The sequence below is a fragment of the Lactobacillus sp. Sy-1 genome, from assembly GCF_019303535.1.
In the GTDB taxonomy this organism is placed as follows: domain Bacteria; phylum Bacillota; class Bacilli; order Lactobacillales; family Lactobacillaceae; genus Nicoliella.
The window spans coordinates 66444-91074 of record NZ_JACCIU010000001.1; the positions used below are offsets into that span (position 1 = coordinate 66444).

Genomic DNA, 24631 nt, shown 5'->3' on the forward strand with positions numbered 1-24631 from the left:
ATTACCAGCGATAAGGAACCTAAAATATGGTATGATAAGTAGGATTATGCAATAATAAAATTATTACGATGAAATCGGATTTATTACATTAATGCGAATCTTTCGTTGGGGGGAATCCCCTCCCGGTTTTCAAGGAGGAAAACTATCTATGTGGTTCAGTAAAATGATTAGCGACTTTATATTCGGGTATCCGGTAATGGTATCAGTTGTATGGATCGTTGGTTGTATCTTCAAGGAGTGGACGCTCCGACATGCTCCGGTCGACGACACCAATCGTAAACCGTTAGTATCAATCCTAGTTCCTGCTCACAACGAGCATGATACGTTGGAAGAAGCCGTTAAATCGCTATCTAATTTAACTTATACAAACTTTGAGATTGTCTTAATTGATGATAAAAGTGATGACGATACCCTTGAAATTATGCATCGACTCAAGGATAAGTACCAGTCCAAATTCCAGATCCAAATCGTTGCCATTCCAGTTAACCAAGGGAAGGCCAATGCAATGAATCAAGGCCTTAAAGTAGCAAATGGTGAGTACTTATTAGGGATTGATTCTGATTCAGTTTTGGATCCAGATTCCCTATCATACGTTGTTAAAACGTTAAATAAAAACCCCCAAGCAGGTGCAGTTGCTGGTAAGCCGGTAGTTAGAAATAGAACCACCATTTTAGGACGGCTCCAATTGCTTGAATACATTGGGGTTATCGATATCATCAAGCGTGCCGAGTCATTCCTAACTGGTCGGATTACCACCGTTTCCGGAGTTATTGTTGGATTTAGAAAAACTGCGGTTGAATCCGTTAACGGATGGAACACAAAGGTAATGACTGAAGATATTGATATTACATGGCGTCTATACCGCCAAAAATGGGCCGTTTTATACAATCCCAATATCATTTGTTGGATTCTAGTGCCAGAAAGTGTTCGGAACTTAATTAAACAACGGCAAAGATGGGCCCGGGGTGGATTAGAAGTGTTGTCTGGTAATCGGGATCTGCTAATTCATGGAACATTCAGTGAAAAATTCTTGCTCTCAGAAACCATCATCAGTAATACATGGGCCGTAGTTACCATTTTAAGCTCAATTACTTACATCCTAACGTTCATATTAGATCATAACTTGACCCTTGATGGAAATATCTTATTATTCATGTTGATGGTCAGTTTTACCCAGTTCTTAATTAGTTTCTCGTTTTCTAAAAAAACTACATTTATGAGTTGGGGCGACTTCTTATTAGTTCCTGCTTACATTATGTACTATTGGATCATTAGTTTAATTAGTTGTATTTACGCCATGATTTCGTTCTTCTTAGATCCAGAACACGTTGGGACTTGGCGTAGTCCAGATCGGGGGCATTAAAATTGGATCATCAACCACAATATAATTTCGTAATTAGAAAAAAAGCTAGTTTCGGAAGAAGAATATGGCACTTTTGCCTATTTGCTGCACTGTGGGCCGCAGTTATCTTCATTTTAGTTGTTAACTATGGATTTATCTTTGATTTATATACTGACAATCTAGTTACTTACTACTTACTGCTTAATTTAGACTATGGATTCTACTTTGGCTTATTGGCAACAATTTTAGTTTTTGCAATTGGGACCCTTATCTTTAGCTTTTATCGAATTAAACGGATAAGGAGGAAACAGGAAAATGACACGAAGAACTCGTAAAATTATTGTTTGGATTATTGCCATCTTAATTATTTTTGGAATGTCACTTACAATTCATAGAACGGTTCAATACGATAAGGGTGATAATACTAACTACGCCCTTAACAAAAAAACACTTTCTGAAAAGAACGGGATTTTAGTCTTTTGTTACCACCGAATCATCAAGGATGATTTGGGCATTAATATTGTTAAATCGTTATCAGATAACTCACAGCTTCATGATTTTGCCGTTACTACTACTCAATTCAAAAATCAAATGAAGTTTTTGAAAGATCATCACATTAAGATTATTAGTGGTCAACAGATGTATGAAATGGTCAGTAATCAAACCCCCATTAAGGGGAAGTATGCTGTGCTAACTTTTGATGATATTGATCGATCCACAATTGAAAATGCCATGCCAGTAATGGAAAAATATAAATTCCCATTCACTACCTTCATCGTTACTGGCAATACTGGTCGGTACCGTGAAGGCTCTAAATTTGCAACTTGGAAAAACATCCTTAAGGCTAAGAAAAAGGCTGGTAATCTTCAAAGCATTGAACTTCATACCAATAACATGCACTACTTAACTAAGGGATTAATTCCAATTATCCAACGTCCCGGTGAATACCACCACTTCACTCGTGACTTCATCACCAGCCAACGGGTATTGCATAGTAAAACAGGTCAGTTTGGAACATCATTTGCCTACCCTTATGGTGGCGGGACTGATCAAACGACCAACTTCTTAAATTCACAAAATCTTCAATGGGTTGCAACGCTAAATACAGGAGTCGTAACTGACAAAACTAATTTAATGTACACCCCACGAATGATTATTAATAATGATAGTTGGCCAAGTATCCATAAATGGTTCTCAACTAAATAGGTACATAAAAAGAATGCTCACCAAGGGCATTCTTTTTATGTACCTATTTTTTAGATATTAATCTACGAATTCCATCACCTATTAAAATAATCCAAGTAATAATGGAAACCATTAACAATGATGAGAACCACAATGCTGGCGAATACTTAATTGTTAGCCGATTAACCCCAGGTTTTCCCTTTACAATTATTGCGCCAATCGAAGTTAATTTAACGTTATTAAGCCTTTTCCCATTCAATGTAACAATTGAATGGGCATACTTAACTACTGATAGTTGATGATTCTTAACCCTGGAACTAGAATTCGTCCATTTAACAGTCATTAAACCATTTTTAACTTGATTGTTAGCATCTAAGCCCGGATTAATTATTTGACTCCGATACTTATAATAAGGGCTAAAATTTGAGAAATCATAGACTGATATTTTTTTCTTAACTGGTAAGTAATCAGATGTCGACTTGGTTGCTAATTTAAGAATCTTTTGAGGATTATCAGAGCGAGTCGCTGCACGTAACTTATCAGGATCCTTAGTGTTTACCACTGTAAAGCGATTACTCATCAGCACAATATCAGAATTGAAACGGTGATTCTTCCACTTAACATGCTGAACATCCTTCCAGACCTCGTTAAACATAATCAAAATCGTTATGGCAGCTAAAATGTAGCGAAACCATTTGATACTGCGGTCTGATAATAATAACCCAACCGCTAGATACAAAAGAGTATAGGGAATCACTAGAAATCGAATCGGATTTTGAATTACTGAATCAATTGCTGGCAATAAGTTAGCAACTAACTTCCAGGGGAAATAATGACTGGGAATCCACAGAAAAAACAAGCCATTCAATATAATCACCCGTGTTGACAGTGAGATATGCCGCCATCTAACAACCAAATATAGAACCGCTAAAATAAACATTAGCAATGCGCTATATTCTAATCTGGTTGCACCATGAATAAAGTAAAGCGAATCAGCAGCAAGGTGCAAGTCCGGTGCTACTGGTAACAAGTGATTAGATGAAAATAGCTCTAACATCCCACCCCAAACGTTAAATGACAATAATAATGTTAAGCCAATTGCCTTAAATAGGTCCAAAATCATTTTACGGCGATTACTACTCTTAAATAATCCCACCATGAAAAACGGAATTAAAGCTAGTGCAGAAATCACACTGGTGACATTATGAATCTGTAGCACCAGTGTCATCGATAACGCCAACTTAATCCATGCAATTCGCTCCTCATTCATCATGTTAGTTCCACATAACATTAGTAACGGAACGAATGCTGCCCCCCATGCAGTGAACTGCTGTCCGTTAATCCAATATAAAAGGGGGGTGGAAAACATGTAACAAACTGAAATAACAAGCGCCCATAATCGATCCACACGGTTTTTAACAGCAAGGTGGTACATTAAACTCCCGCTAATAATAAATAGCAGGATGGAACTAACGATTTGATAATTAACCCAGTTTTTAGTAACTAACAGTAGTAACCCATTAAAATACGCAAACAGCGGGCCATAGACAGCGTTTACCACCCTTCCAGATTGTCCAAATCCAAAAAACGATTGAAAATAACTGTAATTACCAGTTTTAATTTGCATCATTGCATCATAAAAGCGATTCATGTGAAATAGTGAATCTAGTCCAATATAAGCGGATTGAGCGTGCCACTGTTGATACAACGCTAAACAAGCAATTACTAATATAAACAGATATGGCAATCCATGCCGCCATTGAAATTTATTCTCGATGGATTTCATAATCAACTTCCCTATTAATATTCTAAAAAAAATAAGGTAATTAAATTTGACTAGCAAATTAATTACCTTACTTCTAGTAAATTAGTCGTCTAATTTAGTCTTGTTAGTAACCTTAAGTTTATCATCAAAGTCATAAACAACTGGTTCCCCAGTCTTCATTTCTAAGTCCATGATGTCATCATCACTGATTCTTTCAATGTACTTACTTAATGCACGAAGTGAATTACCATGAGCAGCAATGATAACGTTCTTGTTATCTAATAACTTAGGTGCAATTTGGTCTTCCCATAAAGGCATAACTCTTTCAAGCGTAACCTTAAGGTTTTCACCAGCAGGAATCAAGTTTGGATCTAAGTCAGCGTAACGACGGTCCTTCTTTGCAGAGTATGGGGAATCATCTGGAAGAAGTGGAGGAAGGGTATCGTATGAACGACGCCAAATGTGAACTTGTTCATCCCCGTATTGTTCAGCAGTTTCCTTCTTATTTAATCCTTGTAACTTACCATAGTGACGTTCGTTCAAACGCCAAGTCTTAGTTTCAGGAATCCATAATTGGTCTGATTCTTCTAAAGCAAAGTGGAGAGTCTTAATAGCACGAGTCAATACTGAAGTAAAAGCATAGTCAAATTCAAGACCGTGTTCCTTCAATAATTTACCAGCGCGCTTAGCTTCTTCAACACCCTTGTCGCTTAAATCAACGTCCACCCAACCAGTAAATTGGTTAGATAGGTTCCATTGACTTTGTCCATGACGAATTAATACAAGTTTTGCCATAAGTTCCAAACCTCTTTCTATTTTATAATTAAATAATTCATAACAATAATACACCATCCACCATTATTTTTCAGTAGATTTAGATGATTGATTAGATTTTTTTATTATTTTAACTTCATCATCTGGTTTATCATCAACCCGTTGCACGTTTAAAACATGGAGGATAAAGGTAAAAATTGGGACGGATACAATTAATCCCCACCCACCAAAAATTTTCTCACCAACAATTAACACCACGAAGGTATAAAAAATTGGTAGCTTAGTTCGAGAAGACATAAACTTAGGATTTAAAACATAGGCTTCAATCCCATGCACTACGATGATTGTAATAATCATATAGAGCACATCGTAGAGCCCGCCAGTCGAATAACAGACCAGCGAAAGTGGAATGAAAGAGATAATTACCCCCGCAACCGGAATTAAACTAAGGAAGAACACTAATAGCGCTAAAATAAGAAGTTGTGGTAATCCCATCACGGCCATTACAATTGTGGTCAAAACGGTATTACAAATGGCAATGAATAGTTGGGCTTCCAAAACCACCCCAAATGTCTTTACGAAAATCTGGGCATAGTAGTAAATATCCTGGAATAACCAACCCACGTTGCTAGTTAAAAAACGCTTTGAAAAACTTGCCATCCGGTCGCTTTCTAAGGTAAAAAAGAAGCTTAAAATTAACGAAATAAATACCGAAACACTCACGGAACCAATGCTTGTAATGTATTCAAACACCGTATTAGCGCTCCCCCGCAAAACTGAAACAACATTAAACTTGGAAAGAAAATCAGTAATGTAAGTTTGAATTTCAGAGTCATGACCAGTGATGTTATTAGGGCTCTGGTAAAAATTAATCAATGACTTAATTCCCATAATTGCCTGTTCAATAATTTGGGGAACGTATACGGCCAACGCCCAGGAAACTAATACGACAATACTAATATAAATAATACATACCAACAATGATTTTGGAATCTTAACGTACTTGCGAATCCAATTCACAATTGTAGTTACTAAAAAGGTAAATATAAACGTCAATAATATAATTGTCATCATTCCACGAACTAAGTAGAGAACTGAAATGATTCCCAATAAAACTACTAGCCTTCGTAGCCTAACGTTTTCAACAAATTGATCCCATAAATGCATTCAAATTCTCCTATCCTTAATTATTTGATGTTTGCCCACTCTCTAACTGATTAATCGTTTGGGGCCGAATTGCCAACCGATTGGTGACAGAGGCCTTATCTAACTTCTTATCAGAATTCGCAGTCCGCAGGTTATTGATTCGTTCAGTAATGTTCTTAAAATAACCATTTTGATAGTTAGCATCAGAAAATGCAGGCTGCAGGGTCTTTGCAGACTGACTATACTTTCCAGCATGATTAAGTCGAAGTGCTTGGTTATAGATGTTAGTTAAGTTAATTGCTCCGTTCAAGAGATTCTCATTATTCTTCAACTGTTCCTTGGCCCGTTGAACCAAAACAGATGATTGCTTTAAATCAACCACTTTTTGGTATTGGGCGATTGCGGTTATAAAATGCTGAGCATTGTAGAAAGTATCAGCAGACTGAATTGTCTGCACCTGTTGGAGTGATTTTTGCGCAACCGTATTATTGGGTTGGATATCTAAAGCCTGTTTAAAATTAACTACAGCTTGATTATACTGATGATTTTGAATATTTTGATTACCCTTATCAATGGCATTATTAACTCCATTATTTGACGAACCATGGCCATTAATTAAGAAGCCTCCAAATAATCCAATTACGATAATGGCAAAGATTGCCACTAATATTTTTCTCATAATAATCCCTCTTACATCTTTTATTTTATTTAATTATAACATTTTTTATCCGCTAAATTGGGTCCCATCCCTTACAAAAATTTAAGAAATAAGAGTATAATATTTATTATAGTTAAATTTTACGAGAGGATTTGTTTATTTATGTTAGAAAAACCTTTTTATCGGCAATTTTTGAAGCATAGCTTTAACATGCCCGTTAAAGTTACCTACTGGGACGGTAAAAGTGAAGACTATGGTGAGGGCGAACCACAAGCTCATATCACATTTAAGGAACCAATCCCCATTCGGCAAATCACTAAAAACGCTTCGATTGCGCTAGGTGAGGCATATATGGATGGTAAGATTGAAATTGATGGTAATCTTGAAGACTTAGTTACATCCGCTTATGAAAACGCTAATAGTTTTATGCGGAATAGTAAATTCATTAAGTTCTTACCAAAGCAATCGCATAGCGAAAAGGAAAGTATGAAGGATGTTCAAAGCCATTATGATATTGGAAATGATTTCTACAAAATCTGGCTAGATCCTACCATGACCTATTCTTGTGCATATTGGGAAAGTCCAAATGACACCCTTGAGCAAGCTCAAATGAATAAGGTTAGACACATCATCCGCAAATTGAATCCCAATCCAGGGAGAACCCTATTGGACATTGGTTGTGGTTGGGGAACGTTAATGCTAACCGCTGCTAAGGAATTCGGTCTAACCGTTGCTGGAATTACACTTAGTAAAGAACAGTATGATTACGTTCAAAAACGAATTCAAGATGAAGGCCTTGATGACGTTGCAACCGTCTACCTTCGTGATTACCGTGAATATGATAACGAACAATACGACTATGTTACATCAGTTGGAATGTTCGAACACGTTGGAAAGGAAAACCTTGGCGAATACTTCAAGTACGTAAATAAGTATTTAAAACCAAATGGAGTGGCATTAATCCATGGAATCACTAGACAACAAGGTGGTGCCTACAATGGTTGGATCAACAAGTACATCTTCCCAGGTGGCTACGTTCCTGGACTCACTGAAAACATTGATCACATTGTTGAAAATGGAATGCAAATTTTTGATTTAGAAACGCTTAGACGCCACTATCAAGTGACGCTTGAACACTGGGATAAAAATTTCAATGAACATTTAGATGAAGTTAAGCAACTATTCGATGAACGCTTCATTCGGATGTGGGACCTCTACTTAAAAGCATGTGCTGCATCGTTTAAGGCCGGAAATATCGATGTTGTCCAGTATCTAATCTCAAAGGGGCCATCAGGACACGCCCTACCAATGACTCGTGAATACATGTATGAAGACTTAGAAAAAAATAACTAAAAATAATGATTTAATGCTTTTACAAAAAACCAGCTAGGTTGGGAAATCCCCAATCCAGCTGGTTTTTTATTTTGTAGACGTTATGGACGCTTTCTTTGGATGGCCACCAATTAGAATAGGTTAACTAACCCCCGCCAAAATCTAACAAAGATGTTAGCCTGACTAACCGTAGCGCTAGCAGCAATTGGTACCGATAGGGTTTTATCATCCATCGTTTTAAAATCATTAAACACTAACTTACCAATCTGTTGATTAACCTTCACTGGGGCCTTAATGCCACTACCGTCCTTAACGTTATTATTAATGGCTAACCTAACGTTAGAACCATTCTTATCCCTTGGAATCCAGTAGTTAAATTTACGTTCGGTTTTCACCTTTACACTGGTATCAGATCCTGATGGCACCGCAACTTTTTGGTAGGCCGTGGTTGAATCAGCAGCAACATTCACATAACGATAATTACTATAGACATAATTCATAATTTTCTTGGTTTGAATAAACCGGCCTGGATCAGTTGGCATTGTATTGGAAGCATGCATTACAACCGTGATAATCCGATGGCCATCTCGATTAGTAGTTCCAATAAAACTACCCCCACAGGTAGTGGATGTCCCAGTCTTAAGTCCCTGAACGGGAAACTGGCTATCATATTCACTTCCACCTGGTAACATATAATCACCATTACGGAGCGTTTTACCACCTAAGGTATATTCACTAACCGAAGTGTTTTTCAAAACATCCGGGAATTGTTTAATGAACCGTTGCGCAATCGTTGCCATATCGCGAGCAGACATTTTATTTTCATCGTTATCATTCGCATTTGGCATCCCCAATGATTTACCCACTTCCCCATTAGTAAGCCCACAGGCAGTGTACAACTTAGCATCTTTAATGCCTAGCTGCTTAGCTGTTTTTCGCATCATCAAAGTGAAGTTTTGGGTTGAACCTCCCACTAAGTTAGCGAGTGACATCATCGCTGCATTAGCAGACTCAAATGAAGCCTGGTAAATTTGTCTAACCGTATAGTGTTTTCCCTCTGCTAATGGAGCATTAGCATAGGTTGTATCAACACTTAATTTATGTAAAGCAGCGGTAATTGGGACCTTTTGATCCCAACTAATTTTACCAGCTGCAATTGCTTTTCTAACGATATATAAAGACAGTAATTTACTCATTGAGGCTAATGCCATCGGTTTATTAATATTCTTGGAATACAGAATCTGACCGGTATTAGCATCAATTGCTAACCCAGTAGTGGCATCAATATCAGGTTGATTGGTATTTTTGACTGCACTTGCACTTGCTGAAATTGGTAACCCCAGCATCATTAATACCATTCCGATCATCAAAATCATTTTAGAAAATCGGTGAGTAAAATTCATAACTAGTTATCCTTCTTATCTGTAGATTGTAATTTTTTAAAGCCAGTTTTTTTCAAAGGTTGATTAGCATGAATCGGAAGGTGAATCGCAAAGCTTGTCATCTTACGGTTTGATTCAACCTTAATAAACCCATTGTGGCTATCAACAATGTTTTGCACAATTGCCAACCCTAATCCAGTCCCACCGGTAGCCTTGTTCCGTGAAGTTTCCACTCGGTAGAATCGTTCAAAAATTTGGTTAATGGACTTCTTCGGAATTGGTTCTCCATCATTAGATACTGAAATAACGGCTTCGTTGGCATTAACTTGGGACGCACTTAGGTAAATATGCTTAGCGTCCTTTCCGTACTTTAGGGCATTTGAAATTAAATTATTAAAAACCCGGCCTAACTTCTCGGCATCCGCTTCGATAAAGATATCATTATCCTTACATTCAGTAACAATTTGAATTCCCTTTTTATTAGCTTCTAGTTCGGAACTAATTGCCAGCTGCTCAACCAGCTGCTTAACATTAATTCGATTGCGCTGCAAATTAGTTGGTAATGTCCGCGCCTTTGAGTATTCAAATAAATCATCAGCTAATGACTTCATCTGCTTAGACTTAAAGTAAGCAATGTGGGTATATTTAAGTAATTCCTCTTTACTCTGGTATCCACCAGCTTCAATTAACCCTAAATAGCCGATAATAGATGTTAGCGGCGTCCTAATGTCATGAGAAACATTTGTAATTAACTCATCTTTAGAGCGTTCGATTGCCCGTTCTTCATTCATTGATTCGATTACACTGTCTACCAGTGAGTTGACACTATCAACCACTTTTTGGTTTTCACTATTGATTTTAAATGGAATCCGGTGGTCAAAATGACCATCCGCAATGTAATGAATTTCATCAATAACATGCCGCAATTGAATTAAATGGTACCGTCTCAGTAGCCGCCAATAAATTACAACTAAATCAACAATTCCCATTACCACCATTAAAATGTTTTGCCACGTTAAAAGGCTCATCCACCAAGGAGCAGGATTCCCATTTGCACCTGGATTCTGAAATGGCGCAGAGGGGTTAGTAAAAATCGAATGTTTAATTGTGATAAAGCCAAACTTTAACCCTGGATTATGAAATAAGGCCTGGCTAAATAGTACGATAATCGATAAATTAAGGAGTAGTAGTAAAATCAGGGTAATAACCCCTTCACCAAATAGCTCCGTTTTTTCACGTGTTGTTAACTTCAATATAAACGTCCCCGTTGATTATTTCATTTCAATTTTGTAACCAACACCCCAAACGGTTTGAATTACTTTTTCACCGTTAGTGGCATCTTCAATTTTATCACGTAAATGACTAACGTGAACCATAACGGTTTTAGCTGAAACAACACTTTCTTGTCTCCAAACTCGTTCAAAAATTTCGTCGGCAGAAAAGACCCGATTAGGATGACTAGCAAGTAGGTATAGGATCCCGAATTCCAAGGCCGTTAATTGAATTTCCTTCCCATCGTTAGTTTTAACTTCATGGGAATCCTTATTAATCGTTAACGAACCGATATCCAAAACATCAGGTTCGTCGTTCGTCATCTTGTCCTGGCTTCTTCTAAGTAATGAACGAACTCTGGCCATAATTTCAAGGGGGTTAAATGGCTTCGTAACGTAATCATCAGCCCCACTAATTAATCCCTGGATCTTATCCATATCAGTCGTCTTTGCAGATAGGATAATTACTGGTAGTTTAGAATCACGACGAAGTTCCTTAAGAACCTCAATCCCAGTCATATTAGGCATCATAATGTCTAAAATCATTAATCCAATGTCATTTTCAGTTCTTAGAACTGATAGAGCATCCTTACCATTGTAAGCTGAGACTGGTTCGTATCCTTCATTTCGAATGTAAATTTCCAATAATTGTGCGATTTCTTTATCATCATCTACGACTAAAATCTTCATAATGTCATCATCCTTAATCCGTAATAGATTTATTTAATTATAGTGTAACAAATTAAAACGAAAATTATTTTCTTAAGGTTTATTCTTTAATACTACTTTACTTGATTTATAAAAATTTAATTTTACCATATCTATTTTAGCATAATAATGAAAAAACCAGAAAGTCGATTAATCAACCAATTCAAATAAAAAAGCACTCATCACACTACAGCGTCAAACTTAGTGCGGATGAATGCTAATTTAATAACTATTTTATTTATAGTTAGGGGCAGCCCGTGTAATTTGAACATCATGTGGATGTGATTCAATCAATCCAGCATTTGAAATCCGTACAAATTGAGCCCGATCAATCATGGTTTGAATGTTCTTGGAGCCGGTGTAACCCATTCCAGAATGTAAACCTCCAACCATTTGGAAAATAACATCCTTAGCACTCCCCTTGTATTCAACCCGGGCTTCAATTCCTTCAGGAACTAATTTTTGAGCTTCATTCACTTCACCTTGGAAGTAACGGTCTTTAGAACCGTGTTCCATGGCAGCGATACTTCCCATTCCACGGTAAGCCTTAAACTTCTTTCCGTTTTCTTCGAATACCTTACCAGGGGCTTCGTCAGTTCCTGATAGCATACTTCCTAACATTACGGCGTTTCCACCAGCAGCAATGGCCTTAACAACGTCACCACTGTACTTAATCCCACCATCAGCAATAATGGGCTTGCCCCACTTACGAGCAACGGAAGCGGCATCGTAAATTGCTGTTAATTGAGGAACCCCAACTCCAGCAATAATCCGAGTTGTACAAATGGAACCAGGACCAATTCCAACTTTAACTACATCAACTCCGGCTCTAAACAAGGCGTTAGTTCCTTCACCAGTTGCAACATTACCGGCAATTAAAGTAGCCTTTGGATAGGTATCACGAATTTCCTTAATTTTCCGTAAAACACCAGCAGAGTGACCGTGAGCAGTATCGATTACAATTGCATCAACCCCAGCATTTAACAATGCTTCTGCGCGTTTGAAAGTGTCACTAGTTACACCAACGGCAGCGGCAACTAGTAAGTGGTTATTTGAGTCAACAGCAGCATTTGGAAAACGCTTGGCGTCTTTTTCAACGGCTTTTACTTTTTCAACTTCCTTAGCTTGAGCATCGATAACCATGTTCTTATGGATTACACCTAATCCACCTAAATTGGCTAAGGTAATCGCCATTTCGTGTTCAGTAACAGTATCCATACTGGCACTTAAAAATGGCACGTTCAGCTTTAAATTATCAGCTAATTGGACACTAGTATCAACTTCATTCGGTAAAACGTGACTTTCTGCAGGTATCAATAAAACATCATCAAATGTGATTCCTTCTTTTGCAAATTTTGTATCCCAATTAGACATAGTTTAAAGCGCTCCTTTATAAAATATTCAACTGTATAAAATTATATTGTTTCTAATTTACCAAAAATAAATATAATTGTAAATAAATCTTTCCTACAAGAAGAAAAAACTAATTCATTTCACATCATTATCTTATTTTTAGAACAAAAAACGTCGGATTTACGAACAATCCAACGTTAGATGAGTGCTATTTTTGCATTTGTCTTCTAGAAACGAACAATCCAGTTGTAATTTTGAATTTACTTCGCATGAATAGTGATGCCCCAAATGATAGTACAGCAACCACGACGTAAACAATTCCAGGTAATACCGGGTTAATGGCGTTTGGAATAATAATAAATAAACCAAAGAAGACTGAAATCCAGACGATTGCCAGGATCACCATTAAACCCAATCGTGAATACCACTTACTAGTATGCTTAACCGCTGGATCAAACAGTCTAGTAAAGATTGGCATCAACGCCCCAGTGATAATCGATGTAATCACAATAACTGCAACCCCATATGATTTAGCTTGTTCAGCTGAAAAGCTATTCTTAGAGAATAGCAGGGTTACCCCGTACATAATTGAAAATAGGGCTAAGAAAATGAAGAAATTATAACCGGCATTCGGCCAGTAATTAGTAAATAACGCTTCTTTTTCACGTGGTGGATTCTTGATAAATTCAATCCGTTGTTCAACGGTTCCGTATAAATTCCGCGCAGTCGCCCCACTTTTTTGCTCTTTTACAAGTTCGCTAACCATTGTATCAACGGTCTCACGCTTTTTTTCAGCGGGCATATTTAACTGGTCTAACTGTTGCTTAAAACGGAACATATAATCCGCATTTCGCTTTGTTAGGCCCATATTATCGAAGGCGTTTCGTTCTTCAACATTGACGGTTGCCTTCTTTTGTTGGGCAGCCGCAGCTGCATTTCGTTTTCGGTTTTCGTTACTCATTCAATTCCTCCGTTATTAAACGTTAAATCTAAAGTTAACAATGTCACCATCTTGCATTACGTATTCTTTTCCTTCAACCCGTAATTTTCCAGCTTCCTTAACGGCGCTTTCACTGCCTAATTGATCAAGGTCGTCAAATGACATTACTTCTGCGCGGATAAATCCACGTTCAAAGTCAGAATGAATAATTCCAGCTGCTTGAGGAGCCTTAGTTCCCTTTAGGTACGTCCAAGCCTTAGTTTCCTTACCACCAGCAGTAAAGAACGTTTCGAGTCCTAAGAGCTTGTATGAAGCCCGAATTAATTTATTTAAACCGGGTTCCTCAACCCCTTCGGCTTCCAAGAAGGTTTGCTTATCGTCATCATCCAACTCAGCAATTTCTTCTTCGGTTTCAGCAGCAATTCCAATCGCTTGAGCGCCGTCCTTTGCTGCATATTCTTGAACCTGCTTGAAGTATTCTGAGCTTTCTGGATCAGCCATGTCATCCTCACTAACGTTGGCAACATATAATACCGGCTTAGAAGTAAGCAAGAATTCACCCTTAACAATTTTTTGTTCATCTTCATTAAAGTCAATCGAACGGACCGAACCCCCGTTTTCTAGTACCGGCTTGATTTTTTCGAGGACTGCCTTTTCAGCTAGCGCATCATCGTCCTTCCCCTTTGCTGCCCGTTCAACCTTCCCTAACCGCTTATTAACAGCGTCTAAATCAGCAATTCCTAATTCAAGGTTAATGGTCTGAATATCAGCAATTGGATCCACCTTACCGGTAACGTGGGTAATATTGTCATCATCAAAAGCCCGCACCACGTGAACAATGGCGTCCACTTGACGAATGTTTTCCAAAAACTTGTTTCCAAGTCCTTCACCCTTACTAGCACCCTTAACAATTCCGGCAATATCCGTAAATTCAAAGGTAGTTGGAACAATCTTCTTAGCTGGAATCAATTCTTGAATCCGATCTAACCGTTTATCAGGGACTTCAACCATCCCAACGTTTGGATCAATCGTAGCAAATGGATAGTTCGCCATTTCTGCTCCGGCATTTGTAATTGCGTTAAATAGGGTTGACTTCCCAACGTTCGGAAGCCCAATAATTCCTGCTGTTAATGACATAAAAAATTTCGCTCGCTTTCTATATTATTCTGCTTCGTGCTTTTCCAGCACCTTTTTTAGTTTATGGTCAAATTGACGTCTTGGTAGCATTACGATATGACCACAGTTAGTACACTTAATTTTAATATCTGCACCCATCCGGATAATTTCCCAGCGGTTAGTCCCACATGGATGGGGCTTCTTCATTTCAACAATATCATGTAATTCATACATTGAAAAAACTCCAATCTAATCAACATTAATATCCAATAGCTTTAAAATTCGGTTTAAATCATCGTTTGACATGTAGTCAATCTCAATTTTGCCATTTCCGCGCTTTGAGTGGTTCCCATTAATTGACACTGCAGTTCCAAAACGGTCTTGAAGCTGATCCTCAGTTGCACGTAAAAATGGTGATTTATGAGCTTCCTTGCCGCTCTTTTTTGTTTTTTTAGCACGTTTATTGTTGCCCATTTCTTCAATTTCTTTATTAATTTGACGAACGGTCATTGTCTGATCATAAACCCGCTTCGCTAGCTTACGCAATTCCGTCTTATCACTAACTGAAAGCAAAGCACGAGCTTGCCCCATCGATAGCTGCTTTTTTTGCACCATTGTTTTTACTTCATTGGGAAGTCCCAAAAGCCGTAAGTAGTTAGCAACGTATGAACGACTTTTCCCCATTCGACTAGCAACTTGTGCCTGTGTAAGATTTAAATTAACCATCAATGTATTGTAGGCATCAGCCTCTTCAATTGCTGTAAGGTCTTCCCGTTGTAAATTTTCAAGAATTGCAATTTCCATCATTTCTTCATCCGTAACATTACGAATAATTGCTGGAATGCTACTCTTATTAGCAATTTCGGAAGCTCTAAACCGACGTTCCCCGGCTAGAATTTCGTATTGACCATTCTTTGCCTTTCTAACAATAATTGGCTGAAAAACCCCTGACTTTTTAATGGAACTAGCTAGGTCTTCAAGGGCCTCTTTGTCAAACCTAGTCCTGGGTTGGTAAGGGTTCGGAACCAACTCGGTCAGTTTAATATCATTGACCGTTTCTTCGGATTGAACATTATTATCTGAGAACAAAGCCTCAATCCCACGGCCTAAACCTTTTTTATTTGCCATGAGCAGCCAACACTTCCTTTGTAAGTTTCATGTATACAATTGCACCCTTTGATTTAGGGTCATAATCGTTAATTGGTTTTCCATAACTAGGTGCTTCTGATAGCCGCACATTTCTGGGAATTACGGTATCATAAACCTTGTCTTTAAAGTAATCACGAACCTGTTCGTTGACCTGCCGACCAAGGTTAGTTCGTGAGTCAAACATCGTCAGTAAAATCCCTTCAATTCCCAATGATGGATTAAAGTATTTCTTTACGAGGTTAAAGGTGTTCAACAATTGACTCAACCCCTCCAGAGCATAGTATTCACTTTGTACTGGAATCAAGATTGAGTTACTGGCCGTGAATGCATTAACCGTAATCAACCCAAGGGAAGGGGGACAATCAATTAAAATATAGTCATAATCATCATCCACTTCAGCGATTGTAGTTCTCAAAATTGTTTCACGAGCCATCTTAGAAACTAATTTAATGTCAGCTCCGGATAGGTCAATTGTTGCTGGAACCGCATCTAAACCTGGATAGTCAGTATGAATAATTGCATCCTTAATTGGTGTATCTTCAACTAAGACATCATACATTGTGGGAAGTTGGTTTTGCTTAATCTGTCTTTTTTCGATGTTAATGCCACTGGTTGCATTTCCTTGCGCATCAGCATCAATCAATAAAACCCGTTTGCCAAGCACTGCTAAATCAGCACTCAGATTAACAGCGGTCGTTGTTTTACCAACGCCACCCTTCTGGTTAGCTAATGCAATTACATATGCCATTTGAAGTCCTCCCTTTATTCTCCAATTGGTTTCTTATTTGGTGTTCCCGCTTTACGTGGATACTGCTTGGGCGTTTTTTTAACTTTTTCAATCACAATAATATTTCTTTCATCATGCGAAACTGGTAACTCAAATTCATTGTCTTGAACCAACTTACCACCAAGGGTCTGGATAGCCTTTTCACCAACGTTAAGTTCACTACTAGCCTTTGCAGCCTTGAGTGCAACTAGATTACCACCCACTCGAACTAATGGAAGGCAGAGCTCAGCCAAAACACTCATTCTAGCTACTGCTCGCGCGGTTACAACGTCAAATGATTCTCGAGTAGCAGCTTTTTTACCACCAAATTCTTCAGCTCGTGCATGAACAGCAGTTACGTTAGTTAAGCCTAGTTCGTTAATTAAATCGTTTAAAAACTTAATCCGTTTATTTAATGAATCTACGATCGTGATCTTTAATTGGGGAAATAGAATTTTAATTGGTAGTGACGGAAATCCAGCCCCAGCCCCAACATCACATAGAGTGAGTGCTTCGGTTTGGAGAGCCTTAAAATAAAATACAGGAGTAATCGAATCATAAAAGTGCTTTAAATAAACGTCCCCGCGATCAACAATTGTTGTTAGGTTGACGTGTTCATTAGTTGCTACCAACATCCGGTAGTATGTATCAAACTGCTTCATTTGTTTTTCGCTAAGGGCAATTCCCATGGTTGCTAACTGTAATTTAAATTCTTCTGGATTCATCTAATTACTCCATTAATTATTCTATTTTCTATCACCAATTATATATAGATAGTCAATTATTATTTTATCATAAATAATAGCTGCTGGATAAGTTGAACGGTATCTTTAAGCAAAAAAATAAGCCTTAACCTGAAAAGGTTAAAAGCTTTGCAATCGTTAATATGTATATGCAGTTTAAGCAAGCCACTGCACAAAGCAAATTCATGACATCGACCGCCTAATCCATCAAAAGGCATCTTCGACTCACGACACGTGTGTAATTGTAACACAAAATATGAAGAAAGAAATAACTTTTTTAAAATTAAATCAAAAAAATGCTGACAATGTCAGCATTTTAATAAAATCATTAACTTTTTAGCTCTTGGCAGCAGTTAAAACACCCTTTGAGTTAGCAGTGTACTTAACTCCCTTATAGATGACTGTATTATTCTTAATTAAAGAACCGTCTCCAATACCGTAGTATTTTTTAATTCCTTTACGATTAGTGACGATTGCGCCCCGGGTCTGAACACCTCTCCGGTTAAAGTGGTACTCAACTCCATTAATGGTCTTGGTTCCCTTAACCCGCTTTCCATTGTTATTAAAGTAATACCATTTATTATGAATGTTTTCGAATTGGTTTTGAGCTTCATTCCCAGTGCTTGCATCGTAGTAGTATTTACCACCCCAATCACCAGCAACTTGATCACCATTCTCTAGGTCAAAGTATTGATACTTGCCATTGACTAGCGTCCGGCCCTTAGCCATTACCCCATTTGAATTGAAGTATCTTGGGTTTCCAGTCTCTGGATTGGTCAAGAATCCAGAATTGTACATTCCGCCATTGGCACCAAAGTAATATTGGTGGCCCTTGGAATCCCGGTAAACAGAGTTAGTTAGCATCGTTCCATCAGGTAGGAAGAAGAATTTCGAACCGTTGATTTTTTGGAGTCCAAATACCATGTTACCGCTAATGTCAAAATAGTAGGTATTATTACCATCAACAATAAACGTATTCGTTGCCTTATATCCGCTGTAAGTGTAATAATTAACATTATTTCCATTTTTTACAAATCCAGTTGTTACTGATTGACCAAGCATTTGCAATGGTAGTGTGCTTGGATTATTGACGTTCAAATATTGACCAGTAACCCCATTGTTTAAAATATAATCAGTTCCAACCCCTTGAATATTAGTCCCATTCATGTACTTAGCACTCCAAGTAGTGATCTTTTCACTAGGGTCAATTGGAACGCCAGTTGAAATTTGAGTGGTGGTAAATAAATTAGGATACATTTTCTGAAGTTCTTCCAAGAATGCACCACCATATTTAGACTGATAATCGGTTCCACTTCCAACTGTATTGGAATAATATAGTTGATTGGTAATCTTAGTTCCAGTTAGTTCTTGACCAAAATTATTAACGCGCTTAACAGTTACTAACTGTTGATTTGGCATGTCATAAACTTGATCTGGAACAAAATCAGCCATTGCTTGAATTCCATTCTCATGAAGAGCTTGAATTGCTTGTACCAATTCATCAGCCGTTCCGTACTTATTAGGGCCACTAATTCCTAGGTTATAGCGATCACTAAAAGCGTAACCATTCTGAAAGGTTTCATCCAAGAATGAGTTTCCAACCGTTGAATTATATTGAGGTGGAAATTCAAAACTAGTAATTCCCCATTGTTTAAACAAGTTAGCATTCTTAGCAATCACCACGTTTTCACGTTGGTCATCAGTAGTTGGGAATGATTGGAAGTTGGAAAAGCCTTCAAAGATAACGTTAGAGTCTAAAGCTGCATTAGATACATAATTACTCTTAATTTTTACATTCTTACTCTGCGTCTTCTTGGTGGATGCGGTAGTTCTAGAGTCTTGATTATCAGCAGCCCCCATTGGTACCCAAGCTGATAAATACCCAGATACCTGCGGATTAGAATAACCCTTAATATCAGCACGGGTTAAAATTAATTGTCCCTTGGAATTAGTATATTTAATCTGTGATTTATCAACATCGGAATCACTGTTAAATACATCCAGACCAGTTTTAGTTGTATTTAATAATGGTCTAAATGCTTGATTTTTATGACTAGCTCCCATGTTAATAACTACTTTATCAGTGCTAGAAAGTTTTAATTCAGGATTATTAGATTCGACAATTGCAATTCCACTCTTATTATATGGGTTAACGTTCTTAGGGCCCCAAATATTTTTTCCATAACGAACTGATGTTAAAACTCCAGTGTACTTATCTTTGGCCTTAGCCATTGATGGTGCTCCAACCATCGTTTGGACGTTAGAAGTTTGACCACCAGCTACGTACTTAACCCGCGCCTTCAGTAAAGCATCAATTGAATCATAGTATGGTGATTTTTCTTCCATGAATTGTTTATTTTCCATGTACATATCACCATAGTAAACCCGCGGTACCAATGCTTTATCAGTTAGTAATAGTGCATAAGCAGCTGGCGTATTGTAAAGGGTATACTTCTTATTTGTTTTCCATTCATCATTAGCATATATATTTAGCGCTTTTTGGAAAATATCCATTGTAGATGATGGATTATCAGGATTTACGGTACTATCGAATTTATCTTGGATAATTTGGCCAACAATCCCTTGAACAGAATTATCGTGCGCCCTAAAGAAACTATAACTAGGGATTACATCATCAACTTCGTTCCAATCCGCAGAACGATCTGCTAAACCATCGTTAATCAGAAAATCGAGGTTGGTTCTTTGGGTCGGATCAGCAGGAGAAAGAACTTCTTGCAAGGCATTCTTCAACTGGGGATTCATTGTGATTTGAGGATTTCCATTTTTACGCATGTAAAATGGATCAATCCAATTATCCCAGTCTTCCAAAATACTTAAATGATTATTGGAATTTTGATCAGACTTAGAAGTTTGATAAGCATCATTAAAATACTTTCCGATAATTTGAATTAAATCAGAGTCCACGTCATCAATAGCATCAACTCTAACTCCATCAAAATTGCCATTAGGGTTATTCTTCAAAATGGTTCCTAAATTCATAACGTAGTAGAGCCAATTTAAGTCTTCCGCTTGAACTGTTGGATTAGAATTGTCAATATCATTTCCTAATAGAAATTCAAAATCACCACCAGAAGCAATCGTCCCCTTTAGGTTTTTACCATCCTGATTAGATAGCCCTCGGTTCAAAAGTCGATATTTAGAATCAGCATCACTAGTTAGCGAATTGTTAACATACAGGAATTGACCACCTTGTAATCCGTCTGAACCACGCTCTTCACTACCGACATTCCATTCTGATTGGGTTTTAATAAATTGATCAATCAGGGTATGAAGCCACGTTGTATCACCATTATCAGCTGCAATCTTCTTTTCAATTGCAGCCTGAACCTGTCGAGCTGATTGGTTCAAACTTTCAGATCCATCATCAACAGAATGCCAAGAAGGTGTTGCTCCCAAACCATTTGAGTTCATAAAGTTTAGGTAATTAGCCTCAACATTCTCATTTGGCCACCATGACATTAATAATGGTCGCATATCAGATGCACTAGTTGCAGTCCAGCTACTACCATTAGATAGTATTTTCTTAGGACGATACCATGTATCTGGAACTAAATAGCCACCAACAGTTGTAACACTGGCACTATCAACACTATAGAATGCGTTGTTACTAGTAAATTCATCAGCTTTAATGGTTTCATTTTTAGCAACTGGTAGATCCTTTTTAGAAGTTAATGCACCTGTTTTACCATTAAAATAAAGAACCTGGTTACCTAATTGGACAGTCACCCCTAAATGAGGATCCCCAAAAGTATCAACATAGTAATACTTACCATTTTTCTTCTGAATATTTTCAACGCCATACTTTTTAATTAATTTTTTAATCGTGGCGTCGTCAGAACTACTGATACTCCTAATTGGTTGACTAGTGGTTGTAGTATCTTGAGTTGCACTAGTAGCTGCAACAGCAGCTGAAGAGGAGGATGAGGAAGAACTTGCACTAGCGGTTGAACTGGAAATAACGTTTATAGATGACGAACTCCCATTTGTAGTAGCTGAGCTACTGTTACTACTTGAGTTTAAACTCATATCTGTAGCTTCACTAGTAGTTGAGCTTGCCGTCGAACTGGCAACACTCTGTGATACAGAACTTTGGCTAGCTGAACTACTACTTTCATTAGCTGTTGAACTAACCTGAGAACTAGAACTACTAGTTGCACTGACCGTTAATTGATCATCAGCACTAGCTGAACTTGAGTTAGCCTGATCAATATAAAATGCTCCGATTGTCGCTGTTAAGAGCATCGCCGTTACCCAATTTTTACCTGATTTATACATTTTATAGTGCTTTTTTGGTGATTGTTGCCTAAACATTTTTTAATCTCCTTATTTAATTCCAACTGGCAAATAGAAATGATTATTATTTATAAGATAATATTTGTGGGTTCTTGAATCTCTTAGAACATAATTAATGCCCCGTCCCTGAATGTTACTACCGTTTAGATACTTAGCTGACCAAATTCGAAGTGGTGAATCATAAACTAGTCGTTTCCCATTTGAAACTTGTTTAACGCTAAACAGGTTCGGATGTTCATGATGCAGAAGCTTTAAAAAAGCTCCCCCATACTTATATTGATAAGTATTTTTAGAACTACGGGAATTAGCCAAGTAAAGTCTGTTCACTAACTTAGTCCCCTTAACCGTCTTTCCGCTAACGTCCACTCGGGTCGCAGAAACAACCTGTTTTCCAGGTAAATCATAAAGTTGGTTCGGAACAAAGTCAGCAAGTGACTTAATTCCAGCATTATGAAATGTTTCAATCGTATTTGCCAAATCGCTAGCGGTTCCATATTTAGTTGGGCTGCCATATCCTAGGTCATAACGATCATTGAATGCATACCCATTTTGAACCGTTGCATCAACAAACGAATTACCACTAACCGATCGGTATTGAGGTGGTAATTGCATGTAGGTAATTCCCCACCGCTTAAAATCGTTAACTTTTTTAGGTAAAACTACGTTTTCGTAATCACTGCTCTTAGTTGGCACTGGCTGGAAATTCGAAAACGCTTCAAAAATTACCTGTGAATCTAAAGCTGCATTTGAACGAAAGGTGGTTTTATCATTATGTTGCTTAGTGCTGGCCTTAGTCCTGACATCCTGCTTATTATTAGCTCCAACTGGAACCCATACAGATAAATAACCAGATAACTGAGGGTTACTGTATCCCTTAATTTGACTATTACCTAATATTAATTGGCCGCTAGAATTAGTTTTAATGGGTTTTGAATCAGAATTAGCATCAGCATCAGAAAGGTAGGCCTTCACTCCATCAATAGTGGGTACAACTACCGGCCGATAGAATTGATTTTTATGTGCTGCACCCATGTTCAGCGTAATTTTATCCTTTGATGATAGTTTTAATTTAGGCTGATTCCCAATTATAACCCCAATTCCAGAAGTTCTAGTCAACTTATTTCCCTTATCATCAATCGTATTCGCGCCACTTCCAAATCTTACTGAAGTCAGCAATCCATATTGAACCTTCATTTGTTGCCCACCAGCAACATACTTAACCCGGGCTTCGAGCATTGCGTCAATCGATTCATAGTAAGGGGATTGTTCCGCCATAAATTGGCCATCATCCTTATACATATCGCCATAATAAATCCTTGGCACCGTATCCTTATTGGTTAACATAAACGCATAGCTAGATGGAATATTGTAATAGGTATACTTTTTATTGGTTAGTTGCTCGTCTGCATCGTAGACCTTCAATGCCTTACTTAAGTAATCGGGATTTACCTTCCCCCCAACAAAATTATGGTCGTACTTATCCTTAATGATTTGAAATAGAATTTCTTGCACTCCACTATCATGAGCCCGCATAAATGAGTAGTTCGGAATATCACTGTTTTGTGTTGTGTCATTACTACGATTAGGAATAATTGTATAATCATTTAAATGCTGCATACTCATTCTTTGCTTTAACGGCAATGCCAGCGAGTTAATCATTGCAAAATGCTGATCACTATCCATCGTTAATTGGTTATTTCCGTGGTCCTTAACGTAATTAGGGTCTTTTCCGGCCCAATCCTCTAAGATTGAAAGATGATTAATGGCATTTTGATCGTTTTTATTAACTTGATATTCCTGCTTAAAGTAGTCGGACATGATGTTTAATAGATCAGCATCCACGTTATCAACTGCATCAAACCGAATTCCATCAAAGTTAGCATTAGAATCATGCTTAGTGATGTCGCCAAAATGGGTTAAATAATAAACCCAGTTCAAATCTTCAGATTGAACAACCGGATTGGAATTATCAACATCATTCGCTAGTAAAAATTCATTTCCATCTGATTCACCATCATCATAGTATTTATATTTACCAGTTTGCTGATTTGGAAACCGATTGATGATCCGGTATTTAGAATTAGCCCATGGCGTATTCTTATTATTTCCATACAGTAATGCACCACCCTGAAAACCGTCGTTAATGTCGTAGCCCTCACTCTTGATATTCCATTGGGATTGAGAGTTAACAAACTTAGTCATTAACCGTTTCAGCCATTGAACACTTCCGGTTTTACTAATTTTCTTTTCAATATCAACTTGAACCGCTCGATTAGCAACTGCTAGTTGATGATTAGATTCAGTCGTAGTATGCCAGGAAGGCGTAGTTCCAAATCCCCGTCCATTCATAAAATTTAAGTAATTAACCTTCGTAGTTTTATCAGGCCACCAAGCCATCAATAATGGACGCTTATCCATTGGGGTAGATTTAACCCAGGTGGTCCCGCCACGTAATATTCTTTTAGGGCGGTACCATGAATCGGGAGTTAAGAATCCATCTGCTGTATCATCAAATGAACTCGTGGTATGGTCATAAGCACGATTATAATCACTAATTGAAGTTAGTGTAACTTCATCTGCATTCGCTGTTGAGGATGCCTGAGAAATAAAAATAACGGTAAAAAGGGTTAAAAACATAAATAACGATAAATGGAATTTTTTTAACATAAACAGACATCCTAACATTA

At 37.7% G+C, this 24631-nt stretch carries 20 protein-coding genes; 4 read left to right on the forward strand and 16 right to left on the reverse strand.

Going from position 1 to position 24631, the window contains the following annotated elements; genetic code table 11:
• Positions 1-148 precede the first annotated feature (148 nt).
• From HZL42_RS00295 to HZL42_RS00305, 3 genes are read left to right on the forward strand one after another with little or no spacing between them, the layout of a single operon-like run.
• Positions 149-1363 (forward strand): glycosyltransferase, encoded by a 1215-nt coding sequence (locus HZL42_RS00295; protein ID WP_219053740.1) that lies wholly within the window; start codon positions 149-151, stop codon positions 1361-1363.
• 2 nt (positions 1364-1365) lie between these two features.
• Entirely contained in the window at positions 1366-1677 is a 312-nt protein-coding gene (locus tag HZL42_RS00300) for a hypothetical protein (protein WP_219053741.1), read from the forward strand.
• Complete coding sequence (locus HZL42_RS00305; RefSeq protein WP_219053742.1) at positions 1658-2548, forward strand: polysaccharide deacetylase family protein; 891 nt, start codon at positions 1658-1660, stop codon at positions 2546-2548. The genes HZL42_RS00300 and HZL42_RS00305 overlap by 20 nt, the downstream gene beginning before the upstream one ends.
• Before the next feature lie 43 nt (positions 2549-2591).
• Here the strand turns inward: HZL42_RS00305 and HZL42_RS00310 are convergent, their stop codons facing one another.
• The 4 genes from HZL42_RS00310 to HZL42_RS00325 all read right to left on the reverse strand — a co-directional run bounded on the left by HZL42_RS00310 (position 2592) and on the right by HZL42_RS00325 (position 6891).
• On the reverse strand, positions 2592-4313 hold the full coding sequence (locus HZL42_RS00310) for a hypothetical protein (RefSeq protein ID WP_219053743.1): 1722 nt from the start codon (positions 4311-4313) through the stop codon (positions 2592-2594).
• A gap of 81 nt (positions 4314-4394) precedes the next feature.
• A complete protein-coding gene (locus tag HZL42_RS00315; RefSeq protein ID WP_219053744.1) occupies positions 4395-5087 on the reverse strand; it encodes a 2,3-diphosphoglycerate-dependent phosphoglycerate mutase in 693 nt (230 codons plus the stop codon).
• Between the two features lie 63 nt (positions 5088-5150).
• Entirely contained in the window at positions 5151-6233 is a 1083-nt protein-coding gene (locus HZL42_RS00320) for an AI-2E family transporter (protein WP_219053745.1), read from the reverse strand.
• 16 nt (positions 6234-6249) lie between these two features.
• Positions 6250-6891 carry a hypothetical protein gene (locus tag HZL42_RS00325; protein WP_219053746.1) on the reverse strand — a complete coding sequence of 214 codons (642 nt, stop codon included), beginning with the start codon at positions 6889-6891 and terminating at the stop codon, positions 6250-6252.
• A 141-nt stretch (positions 6892-7032) separates the two neighbouring features.
• Here HZL42_RS00325 and HZL42_RS00330 point away from each other — a divergent pair, with 141 nt between their 5' ends.
• The gene (locus tag HZL42_RS00330) at positions 7033-8223 is read left to right on the forward strand and encodes a cyclopropane-fatty-acyl-phospholipid synthase family protein (RefSeq protein ID WP_219053747.1); all 1191 of its coding nucleotides are present in this window, start codon (positions 7033-7035) and stop codon (positions 8221-8223) included.
• Between the two features lie 110 nt (positions 8224-8333).
• Here HZL42_RS00330 and HZL42_RS00335 read toward each other — a convergent pair whose 3' ends face one another.
• The 12 genes from HZL42_RS00335 to HZL42_RS00390 form a co-directional block, all read right to left on the reverse strand.
• Positions 8334-9605: a D-alanyl-D-alanine carboxypeptidase family protein gene (locus HZL42_RS00335; protein ID WP_219053748.1), complete on the reverse strand. Its 1272-nt coding sequence runs from the start codon at positions 9603-9605 to the stop codon at positions 8334-8336.
• Positions 9606-9607: 2 nt separating this feature from the next.
• Complete coding sequence (locus HZL42_RS00340; RefSeq protein WP_219053749.1) at positions 9608-10837, reverse strand: cell wall metabolism sensor histidine kinase WalK; 1230 nt, start codon at positions 10835-10837, stop codon at positions 9608-9610.
• Positions 10838-10855: 18 nt separating this feature from the next.
• Entirely contained in the window at positions 10856-11545 is a 690-nt protein-coding gene (locus tag HZL42_RS00345; RefSeq protein WP_219053750.1) for a response regulator transcription factor, read from the reverse strand.
• A gap of 252 nt (positions 11546-11797) precedes the next feature.
• Positions 11798-12937, reverse strand: a complete 1140-nt coding sequence (locus tag HZL42_RS00350) for an IMP dehydrogenase (protein WP_219053751.1) — start codon at positions 12935-12937, stop codon at positions 11798-11800.
• Between the two features lie 187 nt (positions 12938-13124).
• Positions 13125-13877 carry a DUF1129 family protein gene (locus HZL42_RS00355; RefSeq protein WP_219053752.1) on the reverse strand — a complete coding sequence of 251 codons (753 nt, stop codon included), beginning with the start codon at positions 13875-13877 and terminating at the stop codon, positions 13125-13127.
• Positions 13878-13892: 15 nt separating this feature from the next.
• Positions 13893-14993, reverse strand: coding sequence for a redox-regulated ATPase YchF (gene ychF / locus HZL42_RS00360; protein WP_219053753.1), 1101 nt, complete (start codon positions 14991-14993; stop codon positions 13893-13895).
• 24 nt (positions 14994-15017) lie between these two features.
• Positions 15018-15206, reverse strand: coding sequence for a DUF951 domain-containing protein (locus HZL42_RS00365; RefSeq protein ID WP_219053754.1), 189 nt, complete (start codon positions 15204-15206; stop codon positions 15018-15020).
• 15 nt (positions 15207-15221) lie between these two features.
• Positions 15222-16100: a ParB/RepB/Spo0J family partition protein gene (locus HZL42_RS00370; RefSeq protein ID WP_219053755.1), complete on the reverse strand. Its 879-nt coding sequence runs from the start codon at positions 16098-16100 to the stop codon at positions 15222-15224.
• Positions 16090-16869 (reverse strand): ParA family protein, encoded by a 780-nt coding sequence (locus HZL42_RS00375; protein ID WP_219053756.1) that lies wholly within the window; start codon positions 16867-16869, stop codon positions 16090-16092. Before HZL42_RS00375 ends, HZL42_RS00370 begins: the two co-directional genes overlap by 11 nt.
• Positions 16870-16883: 14 nt before the next feature.
• Positions 16884-17612, reverse strand: a complete 729-nt coding sequence (rsmG, locus tag HZL42_RS00380) for a 16S rRNA (guanine(527)-N(7))-methyltransferase RsmG (protein WP_219053757.1) — start codon at positions 17610-17612, stop codon at positions 16884-16886.
• Positions 17613-17966: 354 nt separating this feature from the next.
• Entirely contained in the window at positions 17967-21962 is a 3996-nt protein-coding gene (locus HZL42_RS00385) for a glycoside hydrolase family 70 protein (RefSeq protein WP_219053758.1), read from the reverse strand.
• 12 nt (positions 21963-21974) lie between these two features.
• Positions 21975-24611, reverse strand: a complete 2637-nt coding sequence (locus HZL42_RS00390; RefSeq protein WP_219053759.1) for a glycoside hydrolase family 70 protein — start codon at positions 24609-24611, stop codon at positions 21975-21977.
• Between the last annotated feature and the right edge of the window lie 20 nt (positions 24612-24631).

Bases quoted from the DNA above. Each gene is read 5' to 3' on its own strand.
- HZL42_RS00350 (WP_219053751.1), bottom strand. From the start codon at position 12,937: ATGTCTAATTGGGATACAAAATTTGCAAAAGAAGGAATCACATTTGAT.
- ychF (WP_219053753.1), bottom strand. From the start codon at position 14,993: ATGTCATTAACAGCAGGAATTATTGGGCTTCCGAACGTTGGGAAGTCA.
- HZL42_RS00385 (WP_219053758.1), bottom strand. From the start codon at position 21,962: ATGTTTAGGCAACAATCACCAAAAAAGCACTATAAAATGTATAAATCA.
- HZL42_RS00310 (WP_219053743.1), bottom strand. From the start codon at position 4,313: ATGAAATCCATCGAGAATAAATTTCAATGGCGGCATGGATTGCCATAT.
- HZL42_RS00305 (WP_219053742.1), top strand. From the start codon at position 1,658: ATGACACGAAGAACTCGTAAAATTATTGTTTGGATTATTGCCATCTTA.
- rsmG (WP_219053757.1), bottom strand. From the start codon at position 17,612: ATGAATCCAGAAGAATTTAAATTACAGTTAGCAACCATGGGAATTGCC.
- HZL42_RS00330 (WP_219053747.1), top strand. From the start codon at position 7,033: ATGTTAGAAAAACCTTTTTATCGGCAATTTTTGAAGCATAGCTTTAAC.
- HZL42_RS00345 (WP_219053750.1), bottom strand. From the start codon at position 11,545: ATGAAGATTTTAGTCGTAGATGATGATAAAGAAATCGCACAATTATTG.
- HZL42_RS00315 (WP_219053744.1), bottom strand. From the start codon at position 5,087: ATGGCAAAACTTGTATTAATTCGTCATGGACAAAGTCAATGGAACCTA.
- HZL42_RS00375 (WP_219053756.1), bottom strand. From the start codon at position 16,869: ATGGCATATGTAATTGCATTAGCTAACCAGAAGGGTGGCGTTGGTAAA.
- HZL42_RS00325 (WP_219053746.1), bottom strand. From the start codon at position 6,891: ATGAGAAAAATATTAGTGGCAATCTTTGCCATTATCGTAATTGGATTA.
- HZL42_RS00320 (WP_219053745.1), bottom strand. From the start codon at position 6,233: ATGCATTTATGGGATCAATTTGTTGAAAACGTTAGGCTACGAAGGCTA.
- HZL42_RS00370 (WP_219053755.1), bottom strand. From the start codon at position 16,100: ATGGCAAATAAAAAAGGTTTAGGCCGTGGGATTGAGGCTTTGTTCTCA.
- HZL42_RS00355 (WP_219053752.1), bottom strand. From the start codon at position 13,877: ATGAGTAACGAAAACCGAAAACGAAATGCAGCTGCGGCTGCCCAACAA.
- HZL42_RS00335 (WP_219053748.1), bottom strand. From the start codon at position 9,605: ATGAATTTTACTCACCGATTTTCTAAAATGATTTTGATGATCGGAATG.
- HZL42_RS00365 (WP_219053754.1), bottom strand. From the start codon at position 15,206: ATGTATGAATTACATGATATTGTTGAAATGAAGAAGCCCCATCCATGT.
- HZL42_RS00295 (WP_219053740.1), top strand. From the start codon at position 149: ATGTGGTTCAGTAAAATGATTAGCGACTTTATATTCGGGTATCCGGTA.
- HZL42_RS00390 (WP_219053759.1), bottom strand. From the start codon at position 24,611: ATGTTAAAAAAATTCCATTTATCGTTATTTATGTTTTTAACCCTTTTT.